General features: G+C 50.5%; 22 protein-coding genes. 4 read left to right on the top strand and 18 right to left on the bottom strand.

What is annotated here, in order from left to right; translation table 11 throughout:
* Window positions 1-12: 12 nt before the first annotated feature.
* From P2W70_RS05835 to P2W70_RS05915, 17 genes are all read right to left on the bottom strand, one after another.
* The gene (locus P2W70_RS05835; RefSeq protein WP_276480498.1) at window positions 13-1,959 is read right to left on the bottom strand and encodes a T9SS type A sorting domain-containing protein; all 1,947 of its coding nucleotides are present in this window, start codon (window positions 1,957-1,959) and stop codon (window positions 13-15) included.
* 211 nt (window positions 1,960-2,170) lie between these two features.
* Complete coding sequence (locus P2W70_RS05840) at window positions 2,171-3,313, bottom strand: lycopene cyclase family protein (protein ID WP_276480499.1); 1,143 nt, start codon at window positions 3,311-3,313, stop codon at window positions 2,171-2,173.
* Window positions 3,310-3,792, bottom strand: coding sequence for a sterol desaturase family protein (locus tag P2W70_RS05845; protein WP_276480500.1), 483 nt, complete (start codon window positions 3,790-3,792; stop codon window positions 3,310-3,312). The genes P2W70_RS05840 and P2W70_RS05845 overlap by 4 nt, the downstream gene beginning before the upstream one ends.
* 12 nt (window positions 3,793-3,804) lie before the next feature.
* Window positions 3,805-4,341, bottom strand: coding sequence for an isopentenyl-diphosphate Delta-isomerase (gene idi, locus P2W70_RS05850; RefSeq protein ID WP_276480501.1), 537 nt, complete (start codon window positions 4,339-4,341; stop codon window positions 3,805-3,807).
* 42 nt (window positions 4,342-4,383) lie between these two features.
* Window positions 4,384-5,220: a phytoene/squalene synthase family protein gene (locus tag P2W70_RS05855; RefSeq protein ID WP_276480502.1), complete on the bottom strand. Its 837-nt coding sequence runs from the start codon at window positions 5,218-5,220 to the stop codon at window positions 4,384-4,386.
* 61 nt (window positions 5,221-5,281) lie between these two features.
* Entirely contained in the window at window positions 5,282-6,751 is a 1,470-nt protein-coding gene (locus tag P2W70_RS05860) for a phytoene desaturase family protein (protein WP_276480503.1), read from the bottom strand.
* Window positions 6,752-6,825: 74 nt separating this feature from the next.
* Entirely contained in the window at window positions 6,826-7,326 is a 501-nt protein-coding gene (locus tag P2W70_RS05865) for an RNA polymerase sigma factor (RefSeq protein WP_167286381.1), read from the bottom strand.
* 153 nt (window positions 7,327-7,479) lie between these two features.
* Window positions 7,480-8,361, bottom strand: a complete 882-nt coding sequence (locus P2W70_RS05870) for a MerR family transcriptional regulator (RefSeq protein ID WP_276480504.1) — start codon at window positions 8,359-8,361, stop codon at window positions 7,480-7,482.
* A gap of 340 nt (window positions 8,362-8,701) precedes the next feature.
* Window positions 8,702-9,040, bottom strand: a complete 339-nt coding sequence (locus tag P2W70_RS05875; RefSeq protein WP_276480505.1) for a DUF6686 family protein — start codon at window positions 9,038-9,040, stop codon at window positions 8,702-8,704.
* A gap of 25 nt (window positions 9,041-9,065) precedes the next feature.
* Window positions 9,066-10,097 carry a hemin-degrading factor gene (locus P2W70_RS05880; RefSeq protein WP_276480506.1) on the bottom strand — a complete coding sequence of 344 codons (1,032 nt, stop codon included), beginning with the start codon at window positions 10,095-10,097 and terminating at the stop codon, window positions 9,066-9,068.
* Window positions 10,098-10,103: 6 nt separating this feature from the next.
* Window positions 10,104-10,922, bottom strand: coding sequence for a heme ABC transporter ATP-binding protein (locus P2W70_RS05885; RefSeq protein ID WP_276480507.1), 819 nt, complete (start codon window positions 10,920-10,922; stop codon window positions 10,104-10,106).
* Window positions 10,919-11,974 (bottom strand): FecCD family ABC transporter permease, encoded by a 1,056-nt coding sequence (locus P2W70_RS05890; protein ID WP_276480508.1) that lies wholly within the window; start codon window positions 11,972-11,974, stop codon window positions 10,919-10,921. Before P2W70_RS05890 ends, P2W70_RS05885 begins: the two co-directional genes overlap by 4 nt.
* Window positions 11,971-12,786, bottom strand: a complete 816-nt coding sequence (locus tag P2W70_RS05895) for a heme/hemin ABC transporter substrate-binding protein (protein ID WP_276480509.1) — start codon at window positions 12,784-12,786, stop codon at window positions 11,971-11,973. Before P2W70_RS05895 ends, P2W70_RS05890 begins: the two co-directional genes overlap by 4 nt.
* A 93-nt stretch (window positions 12,787-12,879) precedes the next feature.
* Window positions 12,880-13,923 (bottom strand): HmuY family protein, encoded by a 1,044-nt coding sequence (locus tag P2W70_RS05900; RefSeq protein WP_276480510.1) that lies wholly within the window; start codon window positions 13,921-13,923, stop codon window positions 12,880-12,882.
* 28 nt (window positions 13,924-13,951) lie between these two features.
* Window positions 13,952-16,009 carry a TonB-dependent receptor plug domain-containing protein gene (locus tag P2W70_RS05905; RefSeq protein ID WP_276480511.1) on the bottom strand — a complete coding sequence of 686 codons (2,058 nt, stop codon included), beginning with the start codon at window positions 16,007-16,009 and terminating at the stop codon, window positions 13,952-13,954.
* Window positions 16,010-16,149: 140 nt separating this feature from the next.
* On the bottom strand, window positions 16,150-17,115 hold the full coding sequence (locus tag P2W70_RS05910) for a helix-turn-helix domain-containing protein (RefSeq protein WP_276480512.1): 966 nt from the start codon (window positions 17,113-17,115) through the stop codon (window positions 16,150-16,152).
* Between the two features lie 124 nt (window positions 17,116-17,239).
* Window positions 17,240-18,211: a M23 family metallopeptidase gene (locus tag P2W70_RS05915; protein WP_276480513.1), complete on the bottom strand. Its 972-nt coding sequence runs from the start codon at window positions 18,209-18,211 to the stop codon at window positions 17,240-17,242.
* Between the two features lie 275 nt (window positions 18,212-18,486).
* Here P2W70_RS05915 and alaS point away from each other — a divergent pair, with 275 nt between their 5' ends.
* The 4 genes from alaS (at window position 18,487) to P2W70_RS05935 (ending at window position 25,811) form a co-directional block, all read left to right on the top strand.
* Window positions 18,487-21,132 carry an alanine--tRNA ligase gene (alaS, locus tag P2W70_RS05920; protein WP_276480514.1) on the top strand — a complete coding sequence of 882 codons (2,646 nt, stop codon included), beginning with the start codon at window positions 18,487-18,489 and terminating at the stop codon, window positions 21,130-21,132.
* A 344-nt stretch (window positions 21,133-21,476) separates the two neighbouring features.
* The gene (locus tag P2W70_RS05925; RefSeq protein ID WP_276480515.1) at window positions 21,477-22,490 is read left to right on the top strand and encodes a PDZ domain-containing protein; all 1,014 of its coding nucleotides are present in this window, start codon (window positions 21,477-21,479) and stop codon (window positions 22,488-22,490) included.
* Between the two features lie 669 nt (window positions 22,491-23,159).
* Window positions 23,160-24,614, top strand: a complete 1,455-nt coding sequence (gatB, locus tag P2W70_RS05930; protein WP_276480516.1) for an Asp-tRNA(Asn)/Glu-tRNA(Gln) amidotransferase subunit GatB — start codon at window positions 23,160-23,162, stop codon at window positions 24,612-24,614.
* Window positions 24,615-24,620: 6 nt separating this feature from the next.
* Window positions 24,621-25,811 carry a TlpA family protein disulfide reductase gene (locus P2W70_RS05935; RefSeq protein ID WP_276480517.1) on the top strand — a complete coding sequence of 397 codons (1,191 nt, stop codon included), beginning with the start codon at window positions 24,621-24,623 and terminating at the stop codon, window positions 25,809-25,811.
* A 77-nt stretch (window positions 25,812-25,888) separates the two neighbouring features.
* Here the strand turns inward: P2W70_RS05935 and P2W70_RS05940 are convergent, their stop codons facing one another.
* Window positions 25,889-26,701, bottom strand: coding sequence for a hypothetical protein (locus P2W70_RS05940; protein WP_276480518.1), 813 nt, complete (start codon window positions 26,699-26,701; stop codon window positions 25,889-25,891).
* Between the last annotated feature and the right edge of the window lie 17 nt (window positions 26,702-26,718).

The following is a 26,718-nucleotide window of genomic DNA, read 5'->3' on the forward strand; positions in this document are numbered from 1 at the left end:
GTATCGAGTGGTTTATTTACTCACGACAAACTTCCGCATCTCCTGGATCTTGTCACTCTCCCACCGGCAGTAATAAGCGCCGCTGGGTAAACTGGTGATGGGCAGCGGCACGATGTGGGTGCCTGCGGCATAGGCTTTGCCCGATACCACCGTTTTAACCAGCTGACCTTCTGCATTGAAGATCTTCACATTCACCGTGGCCTTGCCCTGTATGGTGAACGTAAGGGTGGTGGCAGCTGTTGCCGGATTGGGATACACGTTGACCGCAAAGGTATTGTTGGTGGGCGGTGGAGGCCCGGGCTTATCGTCGTCAATCGGCAATATATCCAGGTCTTCCGACAAATAAATCGGTGAACTGGTCAAGGCGATATTGGTAGGGGCAATACGGCTCACCGTCTGTGTTACACTCCAGTCGAACCGACGCAGGTCCAACTCGGGCGTAACATTCATGGCAGCCGGAAAACTGTACGTGGCATTGGCTGTTTCGCTGAAATCGGTGTTGGTCTTTGCCCACAATACATAGATATACTTACCGAGCGTGTCCCTGAAGGCCCCTCCTTCAATATTCGAAGGCAGGTTCATGGCCGTCGTCTTTGCCGCATCATACCTTGCTTTGTACAACAGGTTAGCGATCGTTTTAAAGGCCTTGCCCGAATTCTTCAATACATGACGGTAGCCTGGCCCATTGTTGACGGGACCATTATTGGTCAGGTTCTCATACATGCCCATGACCTGGAAGGAACTGGTAGCAGGTCCATTCGGGTGATCGTCGCCCAATACGAAGAAATAGGTCTGGAGAATATCATTCTTTTGGCTCAATACAAAGGCCTTGGGCACAAAGTTGGCTTGCGCGAGATCGGATCCGATCATATTGTCGAAAGAGGCCGATGGGATATTCACTTCTGTGCAGATATACTTCTTCTTTGGTTTCTGTACCCCATCGTATCCATACAGGGCGAAGAGGCTGTCATACAGGATCTTTCCCTCGATATACTTCTCGGCCGCCTTATCAGAATGCCTTTCGTAAACGAACCCGCCACCGTTGGCGTTGCTCCAATACCCTAAAGCATATTGCGGGTAGCTGTGGTAACTGAGTACATCGAAGTAAGCAGCACCGCTCAATGGATATTCGGGCGTCACACTACCATCCACCGGATTATCGGTGTAGCGGCACAGTACATCGGCAAAGGACAAATACCCAATTCCCCCAGGACATACATAGGTATCGGGCGCCAGTGTTTTGATGATATCATACGCGATGCGCAGCCAGCGGATGTAGTGAAAAACGGGTGCGCGCAGGTTCGTGAGGCTGCAGGGATCGGGCAGGTTCTCCCACCAGTTGCCTGCCTGACCGCGTAAACGCCAGGCCAGTTGCGACTGATCGTAGTCGGGCTCGTTCACAATTTCCCAGAACCTTGTGTAGCCTTTGTACCGGCTCACGATCTCGTAAATGTACTTCGCACAATAGTTGGTATCGTTGTACGGCGTGCCGTTCAAGCCTCCATCCCAGATGGGCGTGTACATATTCTTGAATAACCAGGAAGACTGACCGCAGGCATTGGTAGAAGCGGGCTTACTGTTCTGGTCGTAAAAAGTAGGATCGCGCTCATTGGCTGCCGGTGAGTTCAGGATCACAGTAATCTCCCGTACGCCCAATCCATAGGCGTACTGGAAACCAGGTAGACTAATATTGTAATTATTATAATAAGCGACAAACTCTGCAGGAATAGGTGGCCGGAAAGTGCGGCTCTCGATACCGACGATCCCTTTGGATCGGTTTCCGGCGGCGATGTCGGCAATGCTGGTATTATCCCAGGTCCAATAATAACCACCATTGGTGCCATAATAAAAATACTCAGAATAGGGTGGAACAACGTCGTTGGCTGTAAAGTTGACCTGCGCAAATAGGGCTGTGTGGCTGCATATCCATGCAACGGCACATAGAAAGAGGTTTCTCATAAGAATTCGCTCCTGATTAATGAATACACTTTGTTACTCGAGGAGAAGATTCTACAATTATTCTGCCAAAATGTACCTCTCACACGAAAACGTGCAAATTAGCGATCTTATGAAACCCACACAGGGAGCGGATTTGATAAATGTCTGACCTGATACAAGCATGTCAGTTAGACACTTAATCCCTGTTAATCAGAATGCTCACAGCCACTACCTATAATAGTTGTTGCCATGCTGCACGCAGGAAAACTTTTTTTGGCAAGCCCCATACGATCTTCATTTCCTGCAGTACTGAAGTTTCATTGTCGAGGAATTGCAGGATGTCGGTTATCTTATTGTTAAGGAAGAGATCTTTGAAGATGACATCGCCTGGCAGTGTGTTGTGGGAAAGGATATTCAGCAGTATAGCATCGTACCAACCAAAGCGTTTGTCGGAAAAGGTTTGCCGGTGGGAAAGCGGTTGTTGTTGCAGCAGTGCCTGCACCAATTGATCGGCCTGCTTTTGAATAAACTGAAAGGTATACCCGCTGGAAGATTTGGTTTGTCCGCCCGCAGTACCCAACCAGGTGATGGCTCCGTCGTTGCGCGGAAAGCGGTAGTTGGTCATCGGAATAGCACCTGTTTCTTCTTCGCAGATCTTATAATTCCCAATGTTTATGATGTTTTGAAGGTAATCTTTAAGACCTGCGTCATATGCGGGCTGGCTGAGCACACTGGGAGAGAAGACCGTATACTCGACGAGGGCCGTGGTTGGTGTAAAGGGCATGACATAGACGAAGGAAGTCCCCGGGGACTGGTCGACCCTGAAGTCCATCAATGTTGCACAAGCCGGATCGAAGGACGGCGTGGGTGTTTCGATGAACCACCCTTTGAAATGCTGTAGTAAAAAGTATTGGTTCTTCGCCAGTACCGGTGGTTGTAACTGAATGCTGTTGAATACCTGTGTGGCCTGGTAGGTGGTTGTATCGGTCGTCACGCAGGCTCCTGACAAATTGTTCCCGATACTCATTACCGGCTCGTAACGTATGTCAACATTCGGGTATCTATGTACGATGGAAAAACAATGTTGATAAAAGTCAATTGCCCGTATCATCTTGTAGGTGTACGGAAAAATCTCATATTGGGTTGTATAATTGGGGTGTGCAAACCTCAATTGTTGCCAGCGCTTGTACACAACTTCGTCGAAGTAACCGGTTTCTTTTTCCCAGAAACACCAGGTACGGTCATTCGAGGTCTTCGGCTGCCGGTCGATCAGCAGGATCTTTTTGTCGGAGAAGCGTTCCGTTTGGAGCAAACGAACCAGGAAGCTGAGGCCGGCGCATCCCGCACCAGCGATGATATAGTCGTAGTGGGTCACTTGTTGGCGGCTGCGCGTTTTTTATCGTTTCGCACTTTATCCCAGTATTTCTTGTGCACGTACAGCATCCCAAACGATTCGCCGTGTTCTTTATTGAGGTGGCGGTGGTGCATTTTATGTGCCCAGCGGATGGTACGCACGTAGGTATTGTTGGACCGGGTAAACCACTTGAACCGTTGGTGGATGATCACATCGTGCACCAGGAAATACGCGAACCCATAGGCCATGATGCCAAAGCCAATGGCCTGCAGCCAGTACATTTCTTGTAAGGTGCCGAACAGGATGCACAGGAAGCTGGGGATGGCAAAGATCACGAAGAAGGCGTCGTTCTTTTCGAAGAAGCCTGGTTGTGGCTGGTGATGGTCTTCATGCAGGTACCAAAGAAAGCCATGCATGACATACTTGTGGGTAAGCCAGGTGATGCCTTCCATAAGGAGAAAGGTAGCGACCAGAACACCTATATATAATAACCATTGCATGTGTTGTAATCTTTAAGCGGTCAATACGGATTTGCGGGCCCAGGCCTCTACCCGGGGGAAAATGATCCTGAACCAAACAGTATACTGCTGCGGGTTGCTGTCCAGGCGTTGCTTGATCTCGTCCAGGCTCAGGTAGCAAAAATCATTCACTTCTTCCTTCACAGGATAAACCGGCGCATCCCAGGTACCAGCGAATACATGATCCAGCTCATATTCCGTAAGGCCATTGTCCAATTCCGACCGATAGATAAAATCGAACAATTCGTCGAGTTGCGTAGTAAAGCCCATCTCTTCTCCCAATCGACGGGCGGCCGCATCGGCCGTCTGCTCGCCGGGGGAAGGATGGCCACAGCAGGCATTGGTCCAGAGGCCGCCGCTGTGGTATTTTGAAAAAGCCCGTTGCTGCAACAGCATTTCGCCCCGGCTATTGAATATAAAAACACTGAAGGCCCTGTGTAAAACGGCTTTCTGGTGCGCTTCCAATTTCTCCATAACACCCACTGCTTCATCCTGTTCGTTGACTAGTATAACCTGTAACCTGCTTTCCATACAATATCCTTTTTGAAAAAACCGGCCCGAAAAGCCTGGTTGCTAGATCAAATTTAGTCGATTTTTTACCCCCGCCCGCATCACGATCAGGGCCTTCCGGTAATTGGGAATCCTGATACGCCGCGTTAAAATAATGGCAGGCTTGGTTTTTCTTATTTTGGAGAACAGGGAATTATAATATTTATAAGCTACATATACGCCAAATCTTGCTTTCACGGGAAGCCGCAATATGCCTACATAGGCGAGTTGAAGGTCATGGGCGATATCGGCCTCTATTTCCTGCTTCATCCGGGGAGTAAAGTTATTGAAATCCACCTCGGGAAAATAGCGCCTGTTGAGTTGTGTATAATCTGCGTTCATATCCCGCAGAAAATTCACTTTCTGAAAGGCAGCGCCCAATGAGCGGGCTGGCGCCTCCAGTTTTTTGTACAACTCGCTATTACCGTTGCAGAACACGTACAGGCACATCAGCCCTACCACCTCGGCACTGCCATAGATGTACTGTTCGTAACTGGCGCAATCGTGCTGTTGCGGATCGATATCGGCTTCCATACTCCGGAAAAAGGCGGCTACCAGGTCAAGATCGATCTGGTATTGACGCACGGTGCGTTGAAAACCATGCAGGATAGGATTCAGGCTGATGCCTTCTTCGATAGCCCGGTAAGTATCGTCTTTGAACCGGGCCAGTAGCTCGGCCCGCTTATAATCGTGAAAGGTGTCTACGATTTCATCTGCAAAGCGCACAAATCCATAAATATTACAGATGGCTGGGCGCAGATCGGGATGCAATAACCTGATGGCTGAATAAAAGGAAGTGCTATAAGCAGCAGCAGTGAGCTGATTGCACCGGTCACTAACCTTATGAAATAGTTCCATCATGATTACAATTTACAATCTTTGATGACTGAACACGGTCTGTTACGCTTTTGTGTTAATAGCCTTAGAAACGCTTCAACACTTCGCCGGCAACCACTTCTCCACTGATTAATGAAGGTGGTACGCCTGGTCCGGGCACAGTCAATTGTCCTGTATAAAAAAGGTTGCCAACTTTTTTACTCCTGCACGAGGGCTTCAGAATGGCCGTTTGCCCCAGCGTGTTGGCCAATCCGTAAGCATTGCCTTTGTAGGAGTTGTATTCATGTACGAAATTACTATTGGCAAAAGATTGCCGGAAGATGATAGAATTTGCGACAGACTGCCCGATATGTTGTTCAAAACGCCCGACCACTTCGTTGAAGTAGCGGTTGCGCAGGGCTTCATCGTCGCCGGTAAGTCCGGCCGCAACTGGTATAAGAAAGAAGAGGTTTTCACAGCCCGGTGGCGCCACTGTAGCATCGGTTACTGACGGGGCGCACACATAAAACAGCGGATGGGTAGGCCACTCTTTGGTCGTATAGATCTGCTGCGCATGTTGCTCAAATGGCGCGTCGAAGAACAACATATGGTGGCGGATATGATCCAGCCGTTTGTTGAGCCCCACATAATATAATAAAGACGAAGGCGCGAGGAGCCGCTGGTCCCAGTAGTTTTCGCTGTAAGAACGATGACTGGCCGTCAACAGCCGCGATTCGATGAACTGGTAATCGGCAGCACCAATCACCACATCGGCATCACGCACCTGCCGATCCGTGACTACCTTTTTAGCGGCATTGGCCTCTACGATGATCTGCTGTACATTTTCCCCGAAACAGAACTGCACACCAAGCTCCGTGGCCAGCTGGTGCATAGCAGCAACGATGCTGTACATACCTCCCTGCGGATACCAGGTGCCGCCCACGATATCCGCATAATTCATCAAGCTGTACAGTGCAGGCGTATTTTCGGGTAATGCCCCCAGAAAGAGAATGGGAAACTCCAGTATCTGTCGGATGCGCGGGTGCTTAAAATGTTTATGGACGTGCTTCCTGATGGAAGAAAGCAGATCGAGCCGAAAAAGCCCCTTCATCACGTCTGCATCTAAGAATTCGATAAGAGATTGCCCTGGTTTGAAAACCAGCTTCTGCATACCAGTGCGGTATTTATAAGCTGCTTCTCGCAGAAAATGATCGAGCTTGCCGGCGGCACCGGGCTCCCACCCTTCCAGCATTTGTTTGAAAGCATCGAGGTTGGCCGGCAGATCCGTGAAGTCGTTCTGCCAATAAATGCGGTAAGAGGGATCGAGCCGTTGCAGGCTGTAGTAGTCTTTCACCGACTTGCCAAACTGGTTGAAATATCTTTCAAATACATCGGGCATCCAGTACCAGCTGGGGCCCATATCGAACGTAAAACCGTCGGCCTGTAGTTGCCGGGCACGACCACCCGGGCCTGCCTGCTTCTCCAGCACAGTCACATCCCAACCAGCTTTGGCCATAAAAGAGGCGGCCGACAAGCCGGCAAATCCACTACCGATTACAATAACTTTTTTTCCCACGCCCTTAAATTACGCAAAAAGGGTGGGTCACCCATTGAAGGATGCCCACCCTTTGAAACTTTTAGGTATGCTGCTTAGAACCTGTGCATTTGTGTTTTCAACAATTTGCGCGCAAAGTGAATGCGGCTCTTGATGGTACCCAGTGGTTCATCGAGCATTTCAGCGATCTCGTGATACTTGAAACCGTCGAAGTACAACAGGAACGGATTCCTGAAGATCTCGGGCAGGTTGTGTATCGCGTGCTGAATGTCTTTCAACCGCAGGTTACTTTCTGCTTCATTGGCGGTTACCGCCTGGTTGTGATTGAGCAGGAAATCATTGGGCGTACTGTCGAATATCGTATTCTGCTTCGCTTTTCTGCGATAGTTGTTGATAAAGATATTGCGCATGATGGTATACAACCATGCTTTGATGTTGGTACCAACGTTGTACTTATCTTTATTGGCTAACGCCCTGAATAAAGTTTCCTGGAACAAGTCTTTCGCAGCTTCCGTATCACGCGTAAGCGTAATAGCAAAAGGTTTCAAAAACTCTGCATTGTTCACCAGCATTTGATTAAATTCTATCGTCGACATGGCTTCTTAATTTACTCGGTTAAATTAAATCCACCCCAAATTTAAACAATTGTTTAATTCCGGGCGATATCATTGTTGATTACGATATGTTAAAATCACAAACAACGGAACGACAAGCAATTACAGAAGCAGTATTTTCTATATGGTACGCAATCATGACGCCGAAACATACTCCAAAACCTCCGTCAGGGACTTCTTCAGGTGCACCCCCGGGGGTATTTTTTTGAACCTGGTGGGGGCCAGCTGCCCGGAAATGACCACGGGCATCTGTGGCATTTTATGGTGTATCTGATGAAAGAACTTTTCCACATTGGTGCTGCCTACTGCAGAAGTCAAATGCGTATACAGGTAGTCTGGTTGTTTGAGGTTAGTGATGAACTCCAGGTCCCGGATCGGTACATTTGCGCCGAGATAGATAACCTGCACACCCCGGTTCTTCAACAGGTAATACATGTACAGCAAGCCAAGCTCATGGTGTTCGCCTTCGGGTAGAAACAGGATCACCGTTTTATCGAGCACCATATGTGAAGTAGTGCTTTCAATACCCACGATCAGCTTTTGCCGGATGACATTTGATACCAGGTGTTCCTGCGCAGGATTGATATGATTGGTCAACCAGAGAATACCGATCTTATCCAGGAAGGGAAAGATCAGGTAACTGATTGCCCGGTCAATACCCCTGGCCTTGATATAATCATTCAGGATGTCTTCAAACCTATCGATGTTAAGATCGACCATGCATTGCAGCATGTCATTGACCAGTCGCTCCTGCTGAGCTTCTACGTGAGAGAGCGAAACTATCTTCTGCCTTACTTCATCCGCATTCATCTTATCGATGTGCGAGATCTTATACCCGTATTTGTTCAGCAAGGCAATGTTCAAAATAGCCTTCAGCTCATCGTTGTTGTAATACCTGATATTCGTTTGCGTACGACGCGGCTTGAGAAAAGAATAACGTTGTTCCCATATTCTGATCGTATGAGCCTTGATACCCGACAGGTTTTCCAGGTCTTTGATGGTAAACGCATTTATCATATATCTACAGGTAATTTGTTTAAGCTTGAATACCCTAATCTTAAACTACTAATCAAATATAATAAATATTAAGCCAAAAAATGCTATTAACCAAGCCTTTACAAATACAATGATTTAACCTTGTTGTTTGGGAGAGCAAGTAACGATCGGTGCAACGAGCAATTGGAAATCAATACAATGAATGTACGGTAATAATGACCATGTCAGATTTTGAGGTTGCTCAAAAATATAAAGCCGTACAACTTTTGGTACAAAAGTGCTATAAAAGAGGCATTGCTGCCAGCACTCACGTCTGGCAGCAAGCTGTTTATCGGGGGCGGGTAAATGTGGGGGGGATGGATTAGGCCGGACGGTTGGTAAACAACTGGAGCATTTCCTGCGACTTCCACTCCGAATCGGCCGATTCGAGCATGTTGTGCAGTTCTTTCAGCTCACGCTGACTGAGGTACAACTTCAAACCATCGCAGGGCGTGGGAATGATGATAGACTTGATCGAAGGGTCAGTAGCGCCATAATCATCGATCGGGCAGTCACGGATCCACTCTACGAAATCATAGAAATCGGGCGTGGCCAGGTTGATCAATACATTCCCATATCCAATCTGAAAATTCTCACAATGCAAACAACGGATCACGTATCCTATCTTATCATCATAAAACAAGGTTTGGTACTGACACATAATATTCGGATTTATAGTTCACAACTTATAAGGCATTGACGTAGTCGGTCCAGGCTGCCAGCTCCGGATTGCCGGGCTTGCGCTTACCGAAGAACTGCACGATGAGTTCACCTGCTGCATCGAACAACTCCATAGAATGCACGACGCCATCATCGGTAGGCTTTTTCACCACCCAGGTCTCTGCAATCGGCTCCAGCTTCAAGTGGAGGTTGAAATCGGGGTCCATCACGTTGATCCAGCCTGGTATCTCCACGATCTTATGAACGGGCCCGGTATGGATCTGGATATTGCCGTGGTTCGAAACGAACACCATGATCTCCAGCCCCGTTTCGGCAGCATGCTGCAGCATTTTCGTGACACTGTCATTGCTCACCTTGCGGGCAAAGTCACCAGCCACCTGCAGTGCATAATGGCGGGAGATATTGAACTTCCGCAGCAGCGGAAAGAAATCATGCGTATCACGCAGTTCACTCCACGACTTTACAAAAGCAGGAATATCGGCCTGCGCATTGGCATAGACCGGTGGTTGTGGCGCGGGCCGGATGGCCAGTTCCGTTGCCTGTACCGACTCCTGGAAGTCGCGCACAATATGATCGAAGGCCGTTTCGTCGCTGTCGGCCTGCAGGTAGATCTTGATGATGGCTACCCCCTGGTAGTCGAAGATCTGGAGTGATTTCTTGAAGCCAGCTTCTTCGTTCTCGAACACTGCAAAAGCAAAAGCCCAACTGCTGAAGAACATACGCAGATCGATGTCTTTGCCCACTACAATACCTACGTGTTTGCTGTTGACATTTACCTCTTCAAAGATGCCTTTCCGCTCGTGCACACAGGCCTCATTGCGTGTCAGCACCATTACTTTGCCCAGTTCGGGCAGGCGCTTCCAAAGCTCCTGGTATTCGGCATTGAGCCGGATAACACTGCTACCGGCAAAAGCCGCGAGTATCTCCGCTTCGGTAGTTTCCAATTGTTTCGCCGCATCACGGATACGAACACGGAGGTTCTCTTTGCGGAAGGCGATCCACTTCTCTTTCACATTATTATTGACAGCGATGCTCATGATTACTTATTTTATTGATCTGATTAATACGGGTTTACTGATATGCGCGGCCGGCACGAGAATCGGGAAATCGTATTCATCGTAATCCAGCACGTTTACTTCCATATCATAGGCTTCGGCAATGGGGCCAGGTCGCAGTACTTCGCGCGGCGTACCGGTAGCGATGATCTTGCCGTGCTTCATCAACAGGATGAAATCGGCAAACTGGGCCGCCAGGTTGAGGTCGTGGAGAATAACCAACACACAATAACCGGACCCGGCCAGTTCTTTGGCCTTGCGCAAACACAATTGCTGGTGCAGGCAATCCATACTGGCCGTAGGCTCGTCAAGCAACAACAGCTTGCTTTCCTGCACGCCTTTGTCGCGCAGCTGTGCCAGTACACGGGCCATTTGCACGCGTTGCTGCTCGCCACCCGACAGGGTTTGATACGATCGGCGGGCAAAAGCCCCCACCTGCATCTCATCCAGGCATTCGTGTACAATGGTATGGTCTATAGCGGCTGGCTTATTGTTGAAATGCGGGTACCTGCCCATCATCACGATCTCTTCGGCAGCAAAGGGCAATGCTGTCGGATATTGTTGTGACAGTACTGCCCGCCGGTGCGCCAGGGCTGCTGTTGAGACCTTGTGCAAATCATCCTGCCCCAGCAGGACCAATCCTTCCGAAGGCTTTTGCTCGCCCGACAGGATCTTCAGCAATGTCGACTTGCCGGCACCATTCTGGCCGAGCACCACGCTGAGCGTACCTGGCCGAAGCGCAAAAGACAGTTTGTGCAGAATCGTTTTCTGCCCCACCCGGAAGGATATGTTTTGTGCGGTAATCATGAGGCGAGGTGACGTAGTTGTTTTTTCTGTTTGAGCAGCAAGGCAATGAATACGGGTGTACCTAAAATAGCGGTAACGATACCAATGGGCAGTTCGGCAGGAGCGATCAGCGTTCTCGATACCACATCGGCCAAGGTCAGCAGGGCGGCACCCAGCAACGCACAGTGTGGCAATAAGATGCGGTGGTCGTTGCCTGCGATACTGCGCAACATATGGGGCACAATAAGGCCTACAAAACCAATGATGCCGGCCACCGCCACAGAAGCGCCCACCGACAAGGTAGTCAGCACGATCACCAGCGTCTTTAATCTTTTTACGTTGATGCCGAGATAGGCGGCTTCATTTTCGCCCAGCGCATATACATTCAGCGACTTGCCCAGTATCGGCAACAGCGCCAGAGGGATAAAGATAAACGGGAGCAGGGCCAGTACACTGGTCCAGCTGGCGCCACCCAGGCTACCCATGGTCCAGAACGTCGCGGTACGCAATTCTTCATCATTGGCCACATACGTTACGAGATCCGTCAGTGCCCGGCAAAGGGTACCGATGGCGATACCTGCCAGCAGCAGGGTAATGATCGATGACCGCCCGCCGATCTTCGACAACCTGAACACCAGCATAGAAGTTAAGCAGGCGCCCGCAAACGTCATGGCGTTGAGCAGGTAGTAACGGGGAATGACAGAATCGATCCGCAGTATGGGTTGTGATGACAACAACACGATCACCACGACGGCCGAGAGGGAAGCACCCCAGGAGATACCGATCAAACTGGGATCGGCCATGGGGTTGCGGAACAAGCCCTGCAGCGCGGCGCCGGCCACCGCCAGGCCCGAGCCGATGAGTACGGCCATGACCACCCGCGGCAGGCGGATCTGCAACAACACATTGGCCATACCTTCATCGTACGCCACCGGCAGTTGAATACCGGCTTTGCCGAGCAGGATGGCAACGACCTGGGCAGGTGCAATGGACATAGCACCAATACCACAGGCGAGTATCACGGTTACCACCAGCAGCACGATCAACGATATGGTGAGCCACCGTGGCTTCATTGTAATTTTTTATAGAGTTCATCGATGGCAGCTGGCAATCGCAATCCAAAACCACTCAGGAACTGGCCATCCATCGATACGATCTTTTTATTGCGGCCGGCATTGGTAACTGCGATACCTTGTACGCCTGCCAGCCCTTCGGGGCCACCAACGCTTTGCAGGCCACTGTCAAACATCAGGATGACATCGGGATTCGCCGCCACCAGCGATTCCGCCGACAGGGGTTTGAATTGAGAAAATTCAGTGATGGCGTTCTTCGCACCGGCCAGCGTGATCATATGATCGAGTGCCGTACCGGTGCCCGATACCGTCATAGAGCCGGTACCACGCGCATAAATGAACAATACTTTTTTGTTGAGGGGTTTGATCTTCAAGGCAGTGATCTGCTTGTCGAACGTAGCCCGCAAGGCTGCGGCTTTGGCCGTGGTGCCGGTGGCCGTGCTTACTTCCTGCAGCAGACGGCGGGTGCCGTCGGCATCATAAGCAGGGGCAAACAATTGTACTTTGACTTTGGCGGCAGTGATCTGCGCTACCACCTCCGGTTTCATTTCACCCTGGATGCCCAATACGAGTGTAGGACGAAGTGCCAATACGCCTTCCGCAGAGATGGTGCGGTTGTGGCCAACCTTTGGCTTTTGTAGGAGAGAGACGGGATAATTACTGGTAATATCAACGCCGGCAATCTGCGGCTCCAGCGAAAGTGCACAAAGCATTTCACTGATGGCACCGCTGAGTGACACGATGCGTTGTTGTGCGGGGGCTACGGAGGCCAGCAAGAGGAGCAGGCCGAGTAATAAACTATTCTTTACCATGCGTTCAGTTTCGTAGATCTCTAATCTGTATGCGTCCTGATCCTATACCTGGCGGCGCACAACAGGCGCGCCGCCAGGCCGGGATCTTTATGGTTAGGCTTTCTTAACGAGCTTGTATTCGATCTTCGGGAATCCGCGTACACCGCCATCAGAAGGATGGAAGCTGATGAAACGCAGCTTGTATACGTTACCGGCACCATCTTTCACCACATAGAAACGGTCGGTTTTCACACCGATAGGTGCTTGCGTGCTGCGCCAGTTACCACCGATCGCCACTTTGTTTGACGTAAAAGTAGTAGCGGCAATATTCGCTTCCGCGTAGGCATCATAGCTCACGGTAGTGGTCAGCACTTCAGCAGCTGTAACACCCGCCAGGTAGTTGATGTATACGTAGTCGGAGTAGGGATAAGGAATAGTAGGGCTGGCCTTGTAGGTTGCAACAGTCCATTCGATATCCCAGTTGGCCTTGGCAGGCTCTACCGTTACCGCTGCATTCGCTTCCAGCGATACGTATTTGAAGTTCAGCGCAGCATCTTTGTTGACATCGATGGTGTTGGGTGCAGTCTCCGACAGCTTCGCATATTGCAGTCTGTAGTTGCTGCCGTTGCGGATGATGCGGATCTTGTACCAGTCGCGCACACCAGATACCATGCCATTGGAAGGCTTCAGGATGTAGATCTTGTTTTCAGATTCAGTAGCGGATATGGCAGCGATCACTGCCTTGGACAGGTCGCCATCCACATCATCGATGATGCCAAAGGTACCTGCGCCCTGACCGAGGGCCAGTGAACCCGCAAATCCAACCGTGTCAGCAGCCACTACATCGGCCAGGCTGGTTTTATTGATCTGCTTCGCAGTAGCAGCTGTGGTGTTGTTGATCAACACGCGGAAATCGGTGCCACTGCTAAAGGCCAGGTCCCAGCCATTGCGTTTGGCAGAGTCTTGCTTATCAGTGCTGAAGTCAACGAATACGGAGTTCTCGGCATTGGCACCACCGGCGCCGCCGTTCAGGGTAATAGTGGTGCCTTCAGAGGGTGGAGGAACCACAATCTTATTATCGTCTTTATCACAGGATGCCAGGGCCAGGGAGAAGCCTGCGCACAATAAGAGATGATTCACTTTCATTTTAGTAGACATTCTTGGGTGATTTAGTAGTATATGAGCTTTAGTTTCTGGACAATTGGAAATTGACACCGGCAAAGAAGGATAGACCGTATCCCGCGAGGGCAGGCCCGCTGGTACTGTGTGCTCCGCCGGTAGCACCATTCGGCACTCTTTTCACGTTAAACAGGTTTTTGGCGCCAGCCTGTACCGACAGGAATTTATATACCTGCTGCGTAACGGTCAGGTCGGCCCAGTGGTAAGCATCCCTTTTAGAAAGAGTGATCTCTTTATCGACATTGAGTATATAAGTAGGGAGCGAACCGTTGAACTTATAGAATAAACCCAGCTGTGTACCCCAGGCCGGAATGCGATAGGTGATATTGCTGTTGATCTCAGGAGACCAGGTATATTCGGAATGATTTCCCTTAAGGCCGGGATCGGCAGCGTAGATATTGTTATAAGCTAAATAAGAAAGACCCAGGGTGGCGGTAAGATTTTTCCACTGTAACGTATTCTCCCAGGTTCCGCCTATCGTTTTATACCGGGATTGGTTGAAGTAGGTATTGACGTTGCGTGCGGAATCGAAATAGATATCGATGAAGTCGTGGTAGTCATTGTAAAATCCGGACAGCGTCGACGTCAGGTGTACACCGCTGGCTTTCACCGGCTGCCAGGTGACGGAACCGATAAAGCTGTTGGAGTACTCTGCCTTCAGGTTGGGATTGCCTTCGATGCTGTGACTGGCATCATGAAAGTTGAAGTAGAGCTCGCGCAGGATGGGTGCCCGGAAACCACGCGCATACGACAGGCGCAGATCGAGTGATTCACTCAGGATGAATTTCGTATTCAGTGAAGGGATAACCGGTGGCGCGTCGTATACCGAGTTGTTGGAGAACCGAACACCCGGCTTGATGAGTATCTTATCCGTTGGTTTCAACTCGGCAGAGGCAAATATTGAGAAGTCGTTGATGGTAGGTGTACCACTCACCCGTTCACCGCTGGTATGATCACTTTTGAACTCTACGCCGGGTTGTACACTGACCGCCGGCGATATACGCCATTGTGCCGTGGTGCGGGCGAAGAAGGTATTGAACTTCGACACGTCCCAGTAGCCCTCACCCTGCGCGGCCGTCTTGGTTCCGGCGCGATAATCGATCGAATAGGTTTCGGTAGCGCGTTGATAATCCTGGTAAGAAACAGCAGCGTTGATGTTCAGCTTTCCGTTGACAGCCCAGTCGGCCTGTGCCTGGTGGGTGTAGCGGTCGGTGAGATAATATTTATCGAGGCCTGCGTAGCTCGTGGTAAACATGGGGCCTGCATCATACAACTCTTCATTGAGGTAATCGAGGCGGTACCAGGCCTGCAGGTTCTTAAAGCGATAGCCGACGGAACCACCGGTCATCCATTGTTTTTTAGGTTTCCACACCTTCGCGGGATAGGCAGCTGTATCATTCCAGCCGCCAAAGTCATTGCGTGTACCATATACCGAAAAATTGAGGCCTTTGTGCTGGTAAGCCAAACTGAGGTTTTCGTTGTGGATGCCTGCCTTGGCAAAGGGACTGTATTTACTGCCGGTCGTTTCTTCCTGTACCCGGGCATTGATGCTGAAACCATCTTTGCCTTTGTTCTTTTTGGTGATGATGTTGATCACCCCGGCCAGCGCATCGGTACCATATATTACACTCATAGGCCCTTCTACCAGCTCGATCCTTTCGATGGAGTTGATGTCGATCTGGCTCAGGCTTTGCTTGGTCGCGTCGCGGTCCACCAGGGGTACGCCATCCAGGAGGATCTTCACCCGCTGGCCGCCGAGGCCCATGATCTTGGTATCGCTTTCGCCGAGGGTATAATCCATTTGGAAACGAACGCCCAGTTCTGTGTTGAGCACACCGGCAACATCGGTGGCGCCACGCATCGCGATGCGCTCGCGGTTGATAGTCCTTACCCGGTAAACGGAATTCTTAACCGATTGAGGGGAATACTGCCCTGTCACCACAACATCCTGCATTGGACGCCAGGAAATGGTATCGGGTGTGGTTTGTTGGGCTGACGTGTACAGACATAGCAATGTCAGTGCACACACCATCATAGAGGTGCTGCCGTAATTTCTTACAGTCATAAAAGTAATAGCGTTTAATCCACGGCGAAACGCCGTGAAACCTGGTTGTTGCTAAGGAAAGTGCAGCAAATGTAATAGCCGCCCGGGATGGGGTGTTTACTGAAACGGGAAATCAGACTTGCGCGATGTGGAAAACTATACTACGCGTGCAGCAACAGTTCACAAGGCTTCAGACCCGTGTGTTTCTTAAAGGCAGTAGAGAAGTGTGAAATGGAGGAGTAACCCAGCATCATGGAGACTTCTGTTACACTCAGGCCTTTTTCGTACAGCAGGTAACGGGCGTGCTCCATACGCTGGCTTTGGTAGAAGTCGAACACCGTAGTGCCAAACAGTTCTTTAAAGCCTTTCTTGAGGTAACACTCGTTGATCGCCACTTTGCGACTGAGTTCTTTGATGGTGATGGGCTCACCAATGTGTTGCAACAGAATTTCCCGGGCACGTACGATCTTTTCGCGATCGGCGTCGTTGGCCAGGAACTTGCACTGGAAGGTCTCGATCGCTTTCTCGGGACTTTTCTCATCGCCGAGCATACATTCCAAGCTGTACAACAGGAGCATTTGCACCTGTGCATTGATATAGATATTCTCCAGGCTGCCGGTGTAGGAGTGATTCAGCAGCGCTTCCAGCACCATACGGGTGCGGCCGCAGAGCGACAGGATCTTGGTGAAGGAAGAAGGATGGGTAAACTGCAGGATGTTATCGGTAGCGATCAGTTCATCTTCCTGGCGGCGTGAACTTACAAATTGGGAGAGATGTACGGGCGAGAAACGGAAACTGAGCACATCAACGCTCTCCACTCTTTCGCTACAGTTGCGGGAGGAACCTACCCGGCACTGATCGCACTCGGTAGCTTTTTCCCGGCAATACACATTACCGGAAATGCAGAACCGCAGCTCGATATAATTCTTGGCCGGATCATTCTTCTTATAATGATATACCATCATACCTGCATCATCGATACCCCACTGTGCATGTTTACGGTAACGACTGATGACATATTGAACGGAACCAGGTATCTGTTGTTCCTTTTCATACATCACATCCAGTTGTCCCTGCATCAGGGGTTGCTTATAGGCAAAAGATAATATATCAGGTGCTTGTAACATGTTCGTGTGCAAAATTACAGTTACAACGCCAAAGTTCCCAAAAGGTTTAACATCTCATTAGTCATAATTCCGTCATACTCCGTTGTAAGACAAAGAGTCAGACAGGGTGTCAAATGCGCGGATGCTAGTCGAAGCTCTGGTTGCTGGACGCGGCCATCTTGAGCAGTCGGTCGTATTGCTCGGGCGTCAGATCATTATAGAAGAAGTAGACCGGGTCGAGGTGGCGACCATTTTTGTGGACTTCGTAGTGGCAGTGGGGTCCGGTCGACTTACCAGTGCTACCCACCCATCCGATGATCTCCCCGCGCAATACCTTTTGACCGGCTTTTACCTTGATGCGGAACATGTGCCCATAAAGGGTTTCGTATCCGTATCCATGGTTGATAACCACGTGGTTACCATAGCCCGTACCGGTGTTGGCGGCCACCCTGACGGTGCCGTTGGCGGTGGCGTAGATGGGGGTGCCCTGGGGGGCGGCAAAATCGAGACCGTTGTGCAGCTTGACCGTTTTATACACGGGGTCGATGCGGTAACCAAAACCGGAGGCTACCCGTTTCAGGTCGGAGTTACTGACAGGTTGGATGGCGGGGGTCGACACCAGCATCTGCTCCTTATTCTTCACGAATTCAGCAATTTCATTATATGACCTTTCCTGGGAACTGATCCGGTTGGTGAGGTTATTAATCGTCTCTACAATCGAATTCTCGAGTTGGTAGTTGGCCATCTTCATGACCAGCTGGGTTTCCTTTTGCTGGGCAATTTCTTTGGCGCGAACGCTATCCGGGATGGGGTCCGCTTCGAAAATGGTGCGGTACACCTCGTTATCGCGCTTTTCCAGCTCGGTCATGCGCTGCGTGATCTTTTTGGTGCGCTCTTCCAGCACTTCAAATTGCTGCTGCAGCTCGACGTTGTCGGCAACCAACTCTCTTTCTCTAGCTGAGGGGAAGTAGCGGTAAGCTATAGAGACGATGATGATCGCCGTAACGATCGCAGCCGATATAAAGCCGAGTACCCGCAACAGTTTTACCCGGAGCGGCGTCTCCAGCTTTTCATAGCGGAGGGTATTTGTGTTATAGAAATACTTAATCTTTTTCATGAAGCACGGCCCGGACTAAAGGGCTTGTTTCCATCATTAAAACAGTCTTAATTCAATTACCTTTGCACCACGTTTTCTTAACCAAGGTTACAAACCTACACGAAAATGTTGATCTTTTGCCGATTAGGTAATGGAAGCTCTAACGTTCCGGCTTTGGGATTTAGTGTGACCAGGGCAACATCAAGGTGGCGGTAATCTTACGCGGGGCGGCGTTTTAGCAGCCCGCGCAACCCATACAAGGCAGACGACTTTAACAAAGATTGTTCCGAATAATTATGACAACGATGAACAGTGCCGAGATCAGGCAGCATTTTCTGGATTTTTTCCAATCGAAAGGCCATACTATCGTTCCTTCCGCGCCGATCGTGGTGAAGAACGACCCTACCCTGCTGTTTACCAACGCGGGTATGAACCAGTTTAAGGATTATTTTTTAGGTAATAGGAAGGCGCCCCACAACCGGGTAGCAGATACCCAAAAGTGCCTGCGGGTAAGCGGTAAGCACAACGACCTGGAAGAAGTGGGGGTAGATACCTACCACCACACTATGTTTGAGATGCTGGGCAACTGGAGCTTTGGCGATCCGGCCAACGCGGCCGCCGGTTATTTCAAGGCAGAGGCCATTGCCTGGAGCTGGGAGCTGCTGACCGAGGTGTTTAAGCTCTCCAAAGACCGCCTGTACGTGACCGTGTTTGAAGGGGATGAGAAGGAAAAGTTGTCGCGCGATGAAGAAGCCATTGTAGAGTGGAAGAAATGGGTGGCGGAAGACCGCATCCTGATGGGCAATAAGAAAGACAATTTCTGGGAAATGGGCGATACCGGGCCCTGTGGTCCCTGTACGGAGATCCACGTGGACTGCCGTACGGATGAAGAGCGTGCTGCGGTAGCCGGCGCTTCGCTCGTCAATGCCGACCACCCGCAGGTGATCGAGATCTGGAACAATGTATTTATACAATACAACCGCCTGAAAGATGGCACCCTGGAAACCCTCCCCGCGAAACACGTCGATACGGGCATGGGCTTCGAGCGGCTGGTGCGTGTGATCCAGGGCAAACAAAGTAATTACGATACCGATGTATTCACCGGTACCATCGCGGCTACCGAAAAGATTGCCGGTAAGAAATACGATTACTCCGATTCAAAAGAAGCGATCGCCTTCCGCGTGATTGCCGATCATATCCGTGCCATCAGCTTTACCATTGCCGATGGACAGCTGCCTTCCAATACGGGAGCCGGCTATGTGATCCGCCGCATCCTGCGCCGCGCCGTTCGTTATTATTATAGCTACCTCGACTACAAACAGCCCCTGTTGTTCCAACTGGTGCCTGTACTGGCGGAGCAGTTTAAGACCGTATTCTCCGAACTGCAGCAGCAGGTCGATTTCGTGACCAAGGTGGTGAAGGAAGAAGAAGACGCGTTCCTGCGTACGCTGGAAAAGGGGTTGCGCAAAATGGACGAACTGGTGGCTCAGGCAACGAATAAAACCATCAATGGTACGGCGGCATTCGAGCTGTACGACACGTATGGTTTCCCCGTCGACCTGACCAGGCTGATCGCTGGCGAACAACAGCTGACGGTAGATGAAGCCGGATTTGAAAAGGAAATGAAGCAGCAGAAAGATAGAAGCCGCGCTGCTACCGCACTCGATACCGAAGACTGGGTAAATATTTACGAGAGCAAGGGCCAGAAGTTCATTGGCTACAAGCAACTCAATATCCTGACCAAGGTCGTAAAGTACCGTAAGGTCAAGGCCAAGGGTAAGGAATCGTTCCAGCTGGTACTGGAGACCACGCCTTTCTATTCCGAAAGCGGTGGCCAGGTAGGTGATACCGGTCAGCTGTACTTCGATGGGGAGATCGTGGCCGTCACCGATACCAAAAGAGAAAACGAACTGATCATTCACTTTACCGATAAACTGCCGGTGAACATCACGGCACCGGTGGATGCAAGCGTGAATCCCGAACGTCGCCGCAAGATCATGGTGCACCACTCGGCCACGCACCTGCTGCACGCAGCGCTGCGCCAGGTGTTGGGTACCCACGTGGCCCAGAAGGGTTCGCTGGTGAATGATGAAAACCTTCGTTTCGACGTTTCGCATTTTGCCAAGATCACCGAAGAAGAGCTGAGCAAGGTAGAAGCGATCGTGAATGAAAAGATCCGCGAGAATGTGCCGGTGCTCATTAAAGAAATGCCGAAGGAAGAAGCCATGCAACTGGGCGCTATGGCGCTGTTTGGCGAAAAATATGGCGATGTGGTACGTGTGGTGATCATCGATCCCGAGTTCTCCATCGAATTGTGTGGTGGTACCCATGTGGGCGCTACCGGTGAGCTGGGCCTGTTCAAGATCAAACTGGAAACTGCGGTAGCCGCTGGTGTGCGTCGTATAGAAGCGGTGTGCGGTAGTGCAGCCGAGAGCTTTGTAAACGGACAGCTAGAGCAGCTGCGGGTGGTGCGCGAGTCGCTCAAGAATCCGCAAGATGTCGTGAAAGCAGTCGAAACCTTGTCTGCCGACAACAATGACCTGAAGAAGAAACTGGAGCACCTGGAAAACAGGATACTGGTGGGCGTGCGCAACGAACTGTTGCAGAAAGATGAGATCGTGAATGGTGTCAACTTCATCGGTGATATCATCGAGGTGGGCAATGCCGACGCGCTCAAGAAGGTATGCCATGACCTGAAGACCAACCTGCGCGATTATGTAGCAGTGTTGTGTGCCAATATCGGCGGTAAACCTTTCGTGGCCATCGGTATTTCAGAAACGGTGGTAGCAGCGAAAGGCCTCGATGCCGGCAAGCTGATCAAGGAGCATGTGGCTCCCCTGATCAAAGGTGGCGGCGGCGGTCAAAAGACACTGGCTACGGCAGGTGGACAGGATGCAGCCGGGCTGAAACCCGTGATTGAAAAGATCAAATCGCTGCTGTAAGCAGGCAGTATATAAGATAAGTAAAGCGGATGGCGTTGCCATCCGCTTTTTTGTTGGTGTACGCCAACAAACAATTAAACAACACCGACCTATTCTCTCCTACCAAACCGAGCCGCATCGCGCCCCTTGCCTCGTATAGCCCCGATATTCACGGTCTCGATCTATGCGCGCCGCTGCGCTACCCCGCTACCCATCTTCCCTACATTCATCACCCCCAGCAGCCTATTTTCCCAATTCCCTGTTAAAGCCCGCCCAGCATTTCCGAAATTTTTCGTATTTGCAATATTTCCCTATATTTGATGTACGAAAGTCAACGTAGTTAAACTTATAAATCTTTTTATCGCATGCGCAGATATTCCTTACCACTGGCCGGACTGGCCGCATTGACACTGATGCTGAACCAGCCTGTTGCTGCCCAGGACGGTAGCGACAAAAACAAGAGCAAGATCAAACAATACGATGAGATCATCATTCGTAAGAAATCCGACAAAGACGGCAAAGTCGTTGTCGAGATCAAGGATGGCAATGTGACCATCAACGGCAAGCCCCTGGATGATTTTGAGGACGAAAATCTCTCTGTACGCAGGGGCCGTCCGGGTGTTGCTGGTGTACAGGTTTCCCCTTTCCGCAGCAATGGTGGGGGCTGGAACTTTAGCGGGGATGCCCCCAACTTCAACGAACTCACCAACGCGCCTTTCCTGGGCGTAGCCACGGAAGACAGCAAACAAGGCGCTATTGTTGAAGAAGTAACTAAGGGCAGTGCCGCTGAAAAAGCGGGTCTCAAAAAAGGCGACGTGATCACCAAAATAGGTGATGATGCAGTATTCACGCACGACGAGGTAACGAAAGCCGTTAAGAAACATAAGCCCGAAGACAAGGTAACTGTAGTTTTCAAGCGTGATGGCAAAGAACAAAAAGCTACCGTTACCCTCGGCAAACGCAGCAGCGCCATGAGTTTTGGAGGTGACAATAATATGTTTGCCCCCAACTTGGAAGGTCTGCAAGGCTTGCAGGGTCTCCGCAATTTCGATTTCAACTTTGACGATAATGGTAGCGGCCCGCGCGTATTTTCGATGGGTCGTCCCCGCCTCGGCATCCGTGCCCAGGATACGGAAGATGGCAAGGGCGTAAAAGTGCTGGAGGTCGATGATGAGTCGATCGCCGAAAAAGCAGGTATCAAGGAAGATGACATCATCACCGAATTCGATGGCAAAACTGTGAACAGCGCCGACGAACTGTCAACCGCCGCCCGCGAATCGCGTGAAAAACCCTCTGTGACCGTGAAGCTTACCCGGGATGGTAAAACCCAAAGCCTGGAGCTGAAAACGCCCAAGAAACTGAAGACCGCCAATCTGTAAATAATTTCCTGATAGTAGAAAGGCAGCCCTCCCTGGTGGAGGGCTTTTTTATTTTCAGGCATTGATATTCAACAATTTAAACTACTCTAAGGCCCCTACTCGCCGCATTCACTCCTCAAGCATTGAGAATGTATGCAGTTATAGAGGATACAGCGTATCTACGCTGCTGCCTTGGTCCCAACGGGCTATTGCCGGCCAATCGGCGAGGCTGTTGGTAGGTATAGGATAGCACCTCTCTTCCTCCTACCCTGGTAGGGTCAACATAGGGTCTTGTTTGGGTCATCCCAGGGTTAAAACCCAAGGATGACCCTAGGATAACCCTAGGATGACCCTGGGATGACCCCAGGATGGGAGGTTTTAAAGAGGACCTACACAGGCCCCTGAAAGCGCCGCCGCCCGGCGCTAAGACCGGTGTGTAGGGGCGGTGGCGGCAATACCAGGTCATTCGGGCGCCTGCCAGGATAGCCTGGTCAACCCGCTGATTACTGGAATTGTTGCTCCATGGCGGCCCCGGTTTCAGCCCCCGCCCCCACAACGCCGAACCAACGAGGCACAACCTGCACAGTAAGAAACCGTTAACGGTCACCGTTCATCCTATGCCGGGCAGAGCAAACTGGGAAATACGCCTGTAATGAGGTATTTTTGCTGGCTTAGTAGACCTTGAATTTTATGGCTGATCTGAAAGATTCCACATATGAAGTTGTTGTTGGACTGGAAGTCCATGCACAGCTATTGACGGAGAGCAAGTTATTTTGCGGTGACAGTGCGGCTTTTGGGGGTGAACCGAATACCCATATCAGCCCCATTACCCTCGCCCATCCGGGCACCTTGCCCAAACTCAATAAGAAAGCAGTTGAATATGCTATCCGCCTGGGCATTGCCTGCGATAGCGAGATCAGCCGAAACAACTATTTTGCCCGCAAGAATTATTTCTATCCCGACCTTCCCAAAGGCTATCAATTATCGCAACATACGACCCCGGTATGCATCGGCGGACGTGTCAAGATACGCACCGCGGCCGGAGAAAAAGACGTGTTGCTGAACAGGATCCACATGGAAGAAGATGCCGGCAAAAGCATTCACGATGCCGACCCGCGCAATACCTGTGTCGACTATAACCGTGCGGGCGTGCCCCTGGTAGAGATCGTCACCGAACCAGACCTTCGCAGTGGTGATGAAGCCTATGCTTATCTCACCGAACTCAGAAAACTGGTGCGCTACCTGTGCATCTGCGACGGCAACCTGGAAGAGGGCAGCATGCGTTGCGATGCCAATATCTCCGTGCGCAAAAAAGGCGATCCCAAACTGGGTACCAAAGTAGAGGTGAAGAACCTCAACTCGATCCGCAACGTTAAAAGAGCGATCGAGTTTGAAGCACAACGACTCGTAGACCTGATCGAAAAAGGCGAACCCATCATACAGCAAACCCGCAGTTTCGATGCCGGCAATGGTACCACTTTCGCGCTGCGTACCAAGGAAGATGCCAATGACTACCGCTATTTTGCCGATCCCGATCTTACGCCTTTCCGCGTATCGGACTCGATGCTGGAAGCCATCAAAAAAGATATTCCCGCCTTACCCGAAGCGCGCGTGGCGCGCTATACGACCGAACTCAACCTGCCCGAATACGATGCACGCGTGTTGTGCGATGAGCGCGAAACATCCGACTTCTTCGAAGCAGTGATCCAACATACGGCCAACTACAAAGCGGTCGCCAACTGGATGCTGGGCCCCATCAAATCCTGGCAGAATGAGAACAATGCTTCCATCGAGTTGTTTCCGATAGCACCAGCCACTCTTGCGGCATTGATCGCATTGGTCGATAGCAATCAGCTGAACTTCTCCATCGCTTCCACCCGGGTTTTACCAGCCTTGCTGAAGGAACCAGGAAAGGCTCCGCTGGAACTGGCCAAAGCGCTCAACCTGCTGCAGGATTCCAACGAAAGTAATGTGGCAGCCTGGATCGAAGAAGTACTGAACAAAATGCCGGAGAAGGTGGCCGAATACCAGAAAGGCAAAAAAGGACTCATGGGCCTTTTCGTAGGTGAGGTTAAAAAGATCTCCAAAGGCAAAGCCGATCCCAAACTGACCAATGATATTCTATTAAAAAAACTACAATCGTAATACTGTATGAATAAACTGTTGAACCTGCTTTCCGGTGTCGTGTTGTTGTTGCTGGTCGCCTGTGGCGATAAGGACAAGCACGTATTGGAAGTGACAGGCACCCTTGAACACACTGAACTGATCGAATCGGGCTTTCCTGGTGTGATCAACCAGGGAAAGATCAAGATCGGGCTGTATGAAATTCCGTTTGGCGGCGAAGCCGGCCCTATCTTACTCGATACCATTACTATCCCGGCCACACAAAAGACCTTTCACCTGAAAGGAGCCGCACTGAGTGAAGGCGGGTTGTACAATATCGTGATCGGCGAAGGTCCTATCCTGCCACTGATCAACGACAGCAAGTCCATCGACCTCAAGGTTGACTTTAGTAATAAGAGCCAATTCTACGAAGTAAAAGGTTCCGTCGCCAGCGAGCAGCTGAAAGATTTCATTTTCGATTACAGCGAGCAACGTGCAGCCGTTGAAAAACAGATGCAGGCGCTGGACAGCCTCAAGCAGATCCAGGCGAGCGATAGCAGCGTAATGGCTGCCACCAATAAAAAGAACCAGGCCATGGACGGTTTGAACAATTACCTTAAGAACTTCCTCACTACCGCCAATCAGCCTACGCTCATCACTTTCGCCCTTGGCAGAGCGGCGCAAACATTGCCGATCAGCGATTTTGAAGCAACCCTGACACAAGTGACCCAGAAGTTTCCCAATGACAGCAACCTGACCGATCTGAAGAAACGTTATGAATCGATCAAAGCGCAGCAGGAAGAACGTTCGGCTTCCGGCAACTGGGTGGGTAAGCAAGCACCAGAGCTGGTATTGCCCAATGAAAAGGGTAAAGATGTAGCGCTGTCCTCCTTTAAAGGGAAATATGTGCTGGTAGATTTTTGGGCCAGCTGGTGTGGTCCCTGCCGGGCTGAAAACCCCAATGTGGTATATGCTTACCAGCAATTCAAAGACAAGAACTTCACCATCGTGGGTGTTTCGCTTGATAAAGACCGGGGCAAATGGCTGGATGCTGTTAAGAATGACCAGTTGACCTGGACACATCTAAGCGATCTGGCTTTCTGGCAAAGCAAGGCCGTCAGCACCTTTGGTTTCAATGGCATTCCATTCAATGTATTGATCGACCCGCAGGGCAAGGTGATTGCCCAGGGATTAAGAGGTCAGGCGTTGGAAGAAAAGCTACGTGAAGTATTGCAGTAAAATCGCATTAATACTATAAACAAATCAGGCCATCCCGCACGGGATGGCCTGATTTGTTTTATATCCGGAGATCATTGTTATCGATGTATGATCGACACATACTGGCCGAATGTACCACCCGGAGCAGTTACTTCGAAGCGAATCTCAAATGTATTGCTACAACTGGAGAACGTTCCTTTACCGGCAGGCCTGATCGTGATCTGGCCATAGGTGCTATGCATAAACCAGGGCTGCACCGGCACCTCCGTAGTAAAGTTAGACGGATCTTTCCAATCAATATTCACATTCACAGGGATCGGCACTTCCCACAAGCCGTCTACACTTAACGTACCCGAAGTGGCGCCTGTAGTAGCGACCGGCGTGAAGTATATATCATAAGCTCCACCTACAGTAGCGCCATCCTGGTAATCCTGACCTGTGTACAGACCGGCAAAATTGTCGATGTCTACCTCGCAATACTGCTGCAAAGCCAGCGTATAACTCTTTGCTTCCTCCAGCGGAGAGGCATTACCACCGGTAATGCCAAACACCAGCGTATCCTGTCTTCCGCCGGAGAACCCGGCATAAAGACCTTTTACGATGATGCTGTCAATTGTTTGACCAGCCGGAATAGTGATCGTCTTTTTGCTAAGCGTATATTGCTGCCCTTCTACTGCGCCGCTTGGCGAACTCACCGAGATATTGACGGTCCGGTCTATATCGGCGGGTGTAGTGAGGCCAACGACGATCTTATAGCTTGATTTACCATCCTGCGTAATAAAGTAGCTTCCCGCATTCGCGAAATCGAAATGGATAAAGGAGGGCGGGACCGCAGTTTTCTCTTTTTTACATCCCATCACCAGCGCTATTACCAGCAGACCAAGGATGCTTTTTCTAATATGTTTGATCATAAAACTATTTTGAGTGT

The organism is Paraflavitalea pollutisoli, assembly GCF_029360705.1.
In the GTDB taxonomy this organism is placed as follows: Bacteria; Bacteroidota; Bacteroidia; order Chitinophagales; family Chitinophagaceae; genus Paraflavitalea; species Paraflavitalea pollutisoli.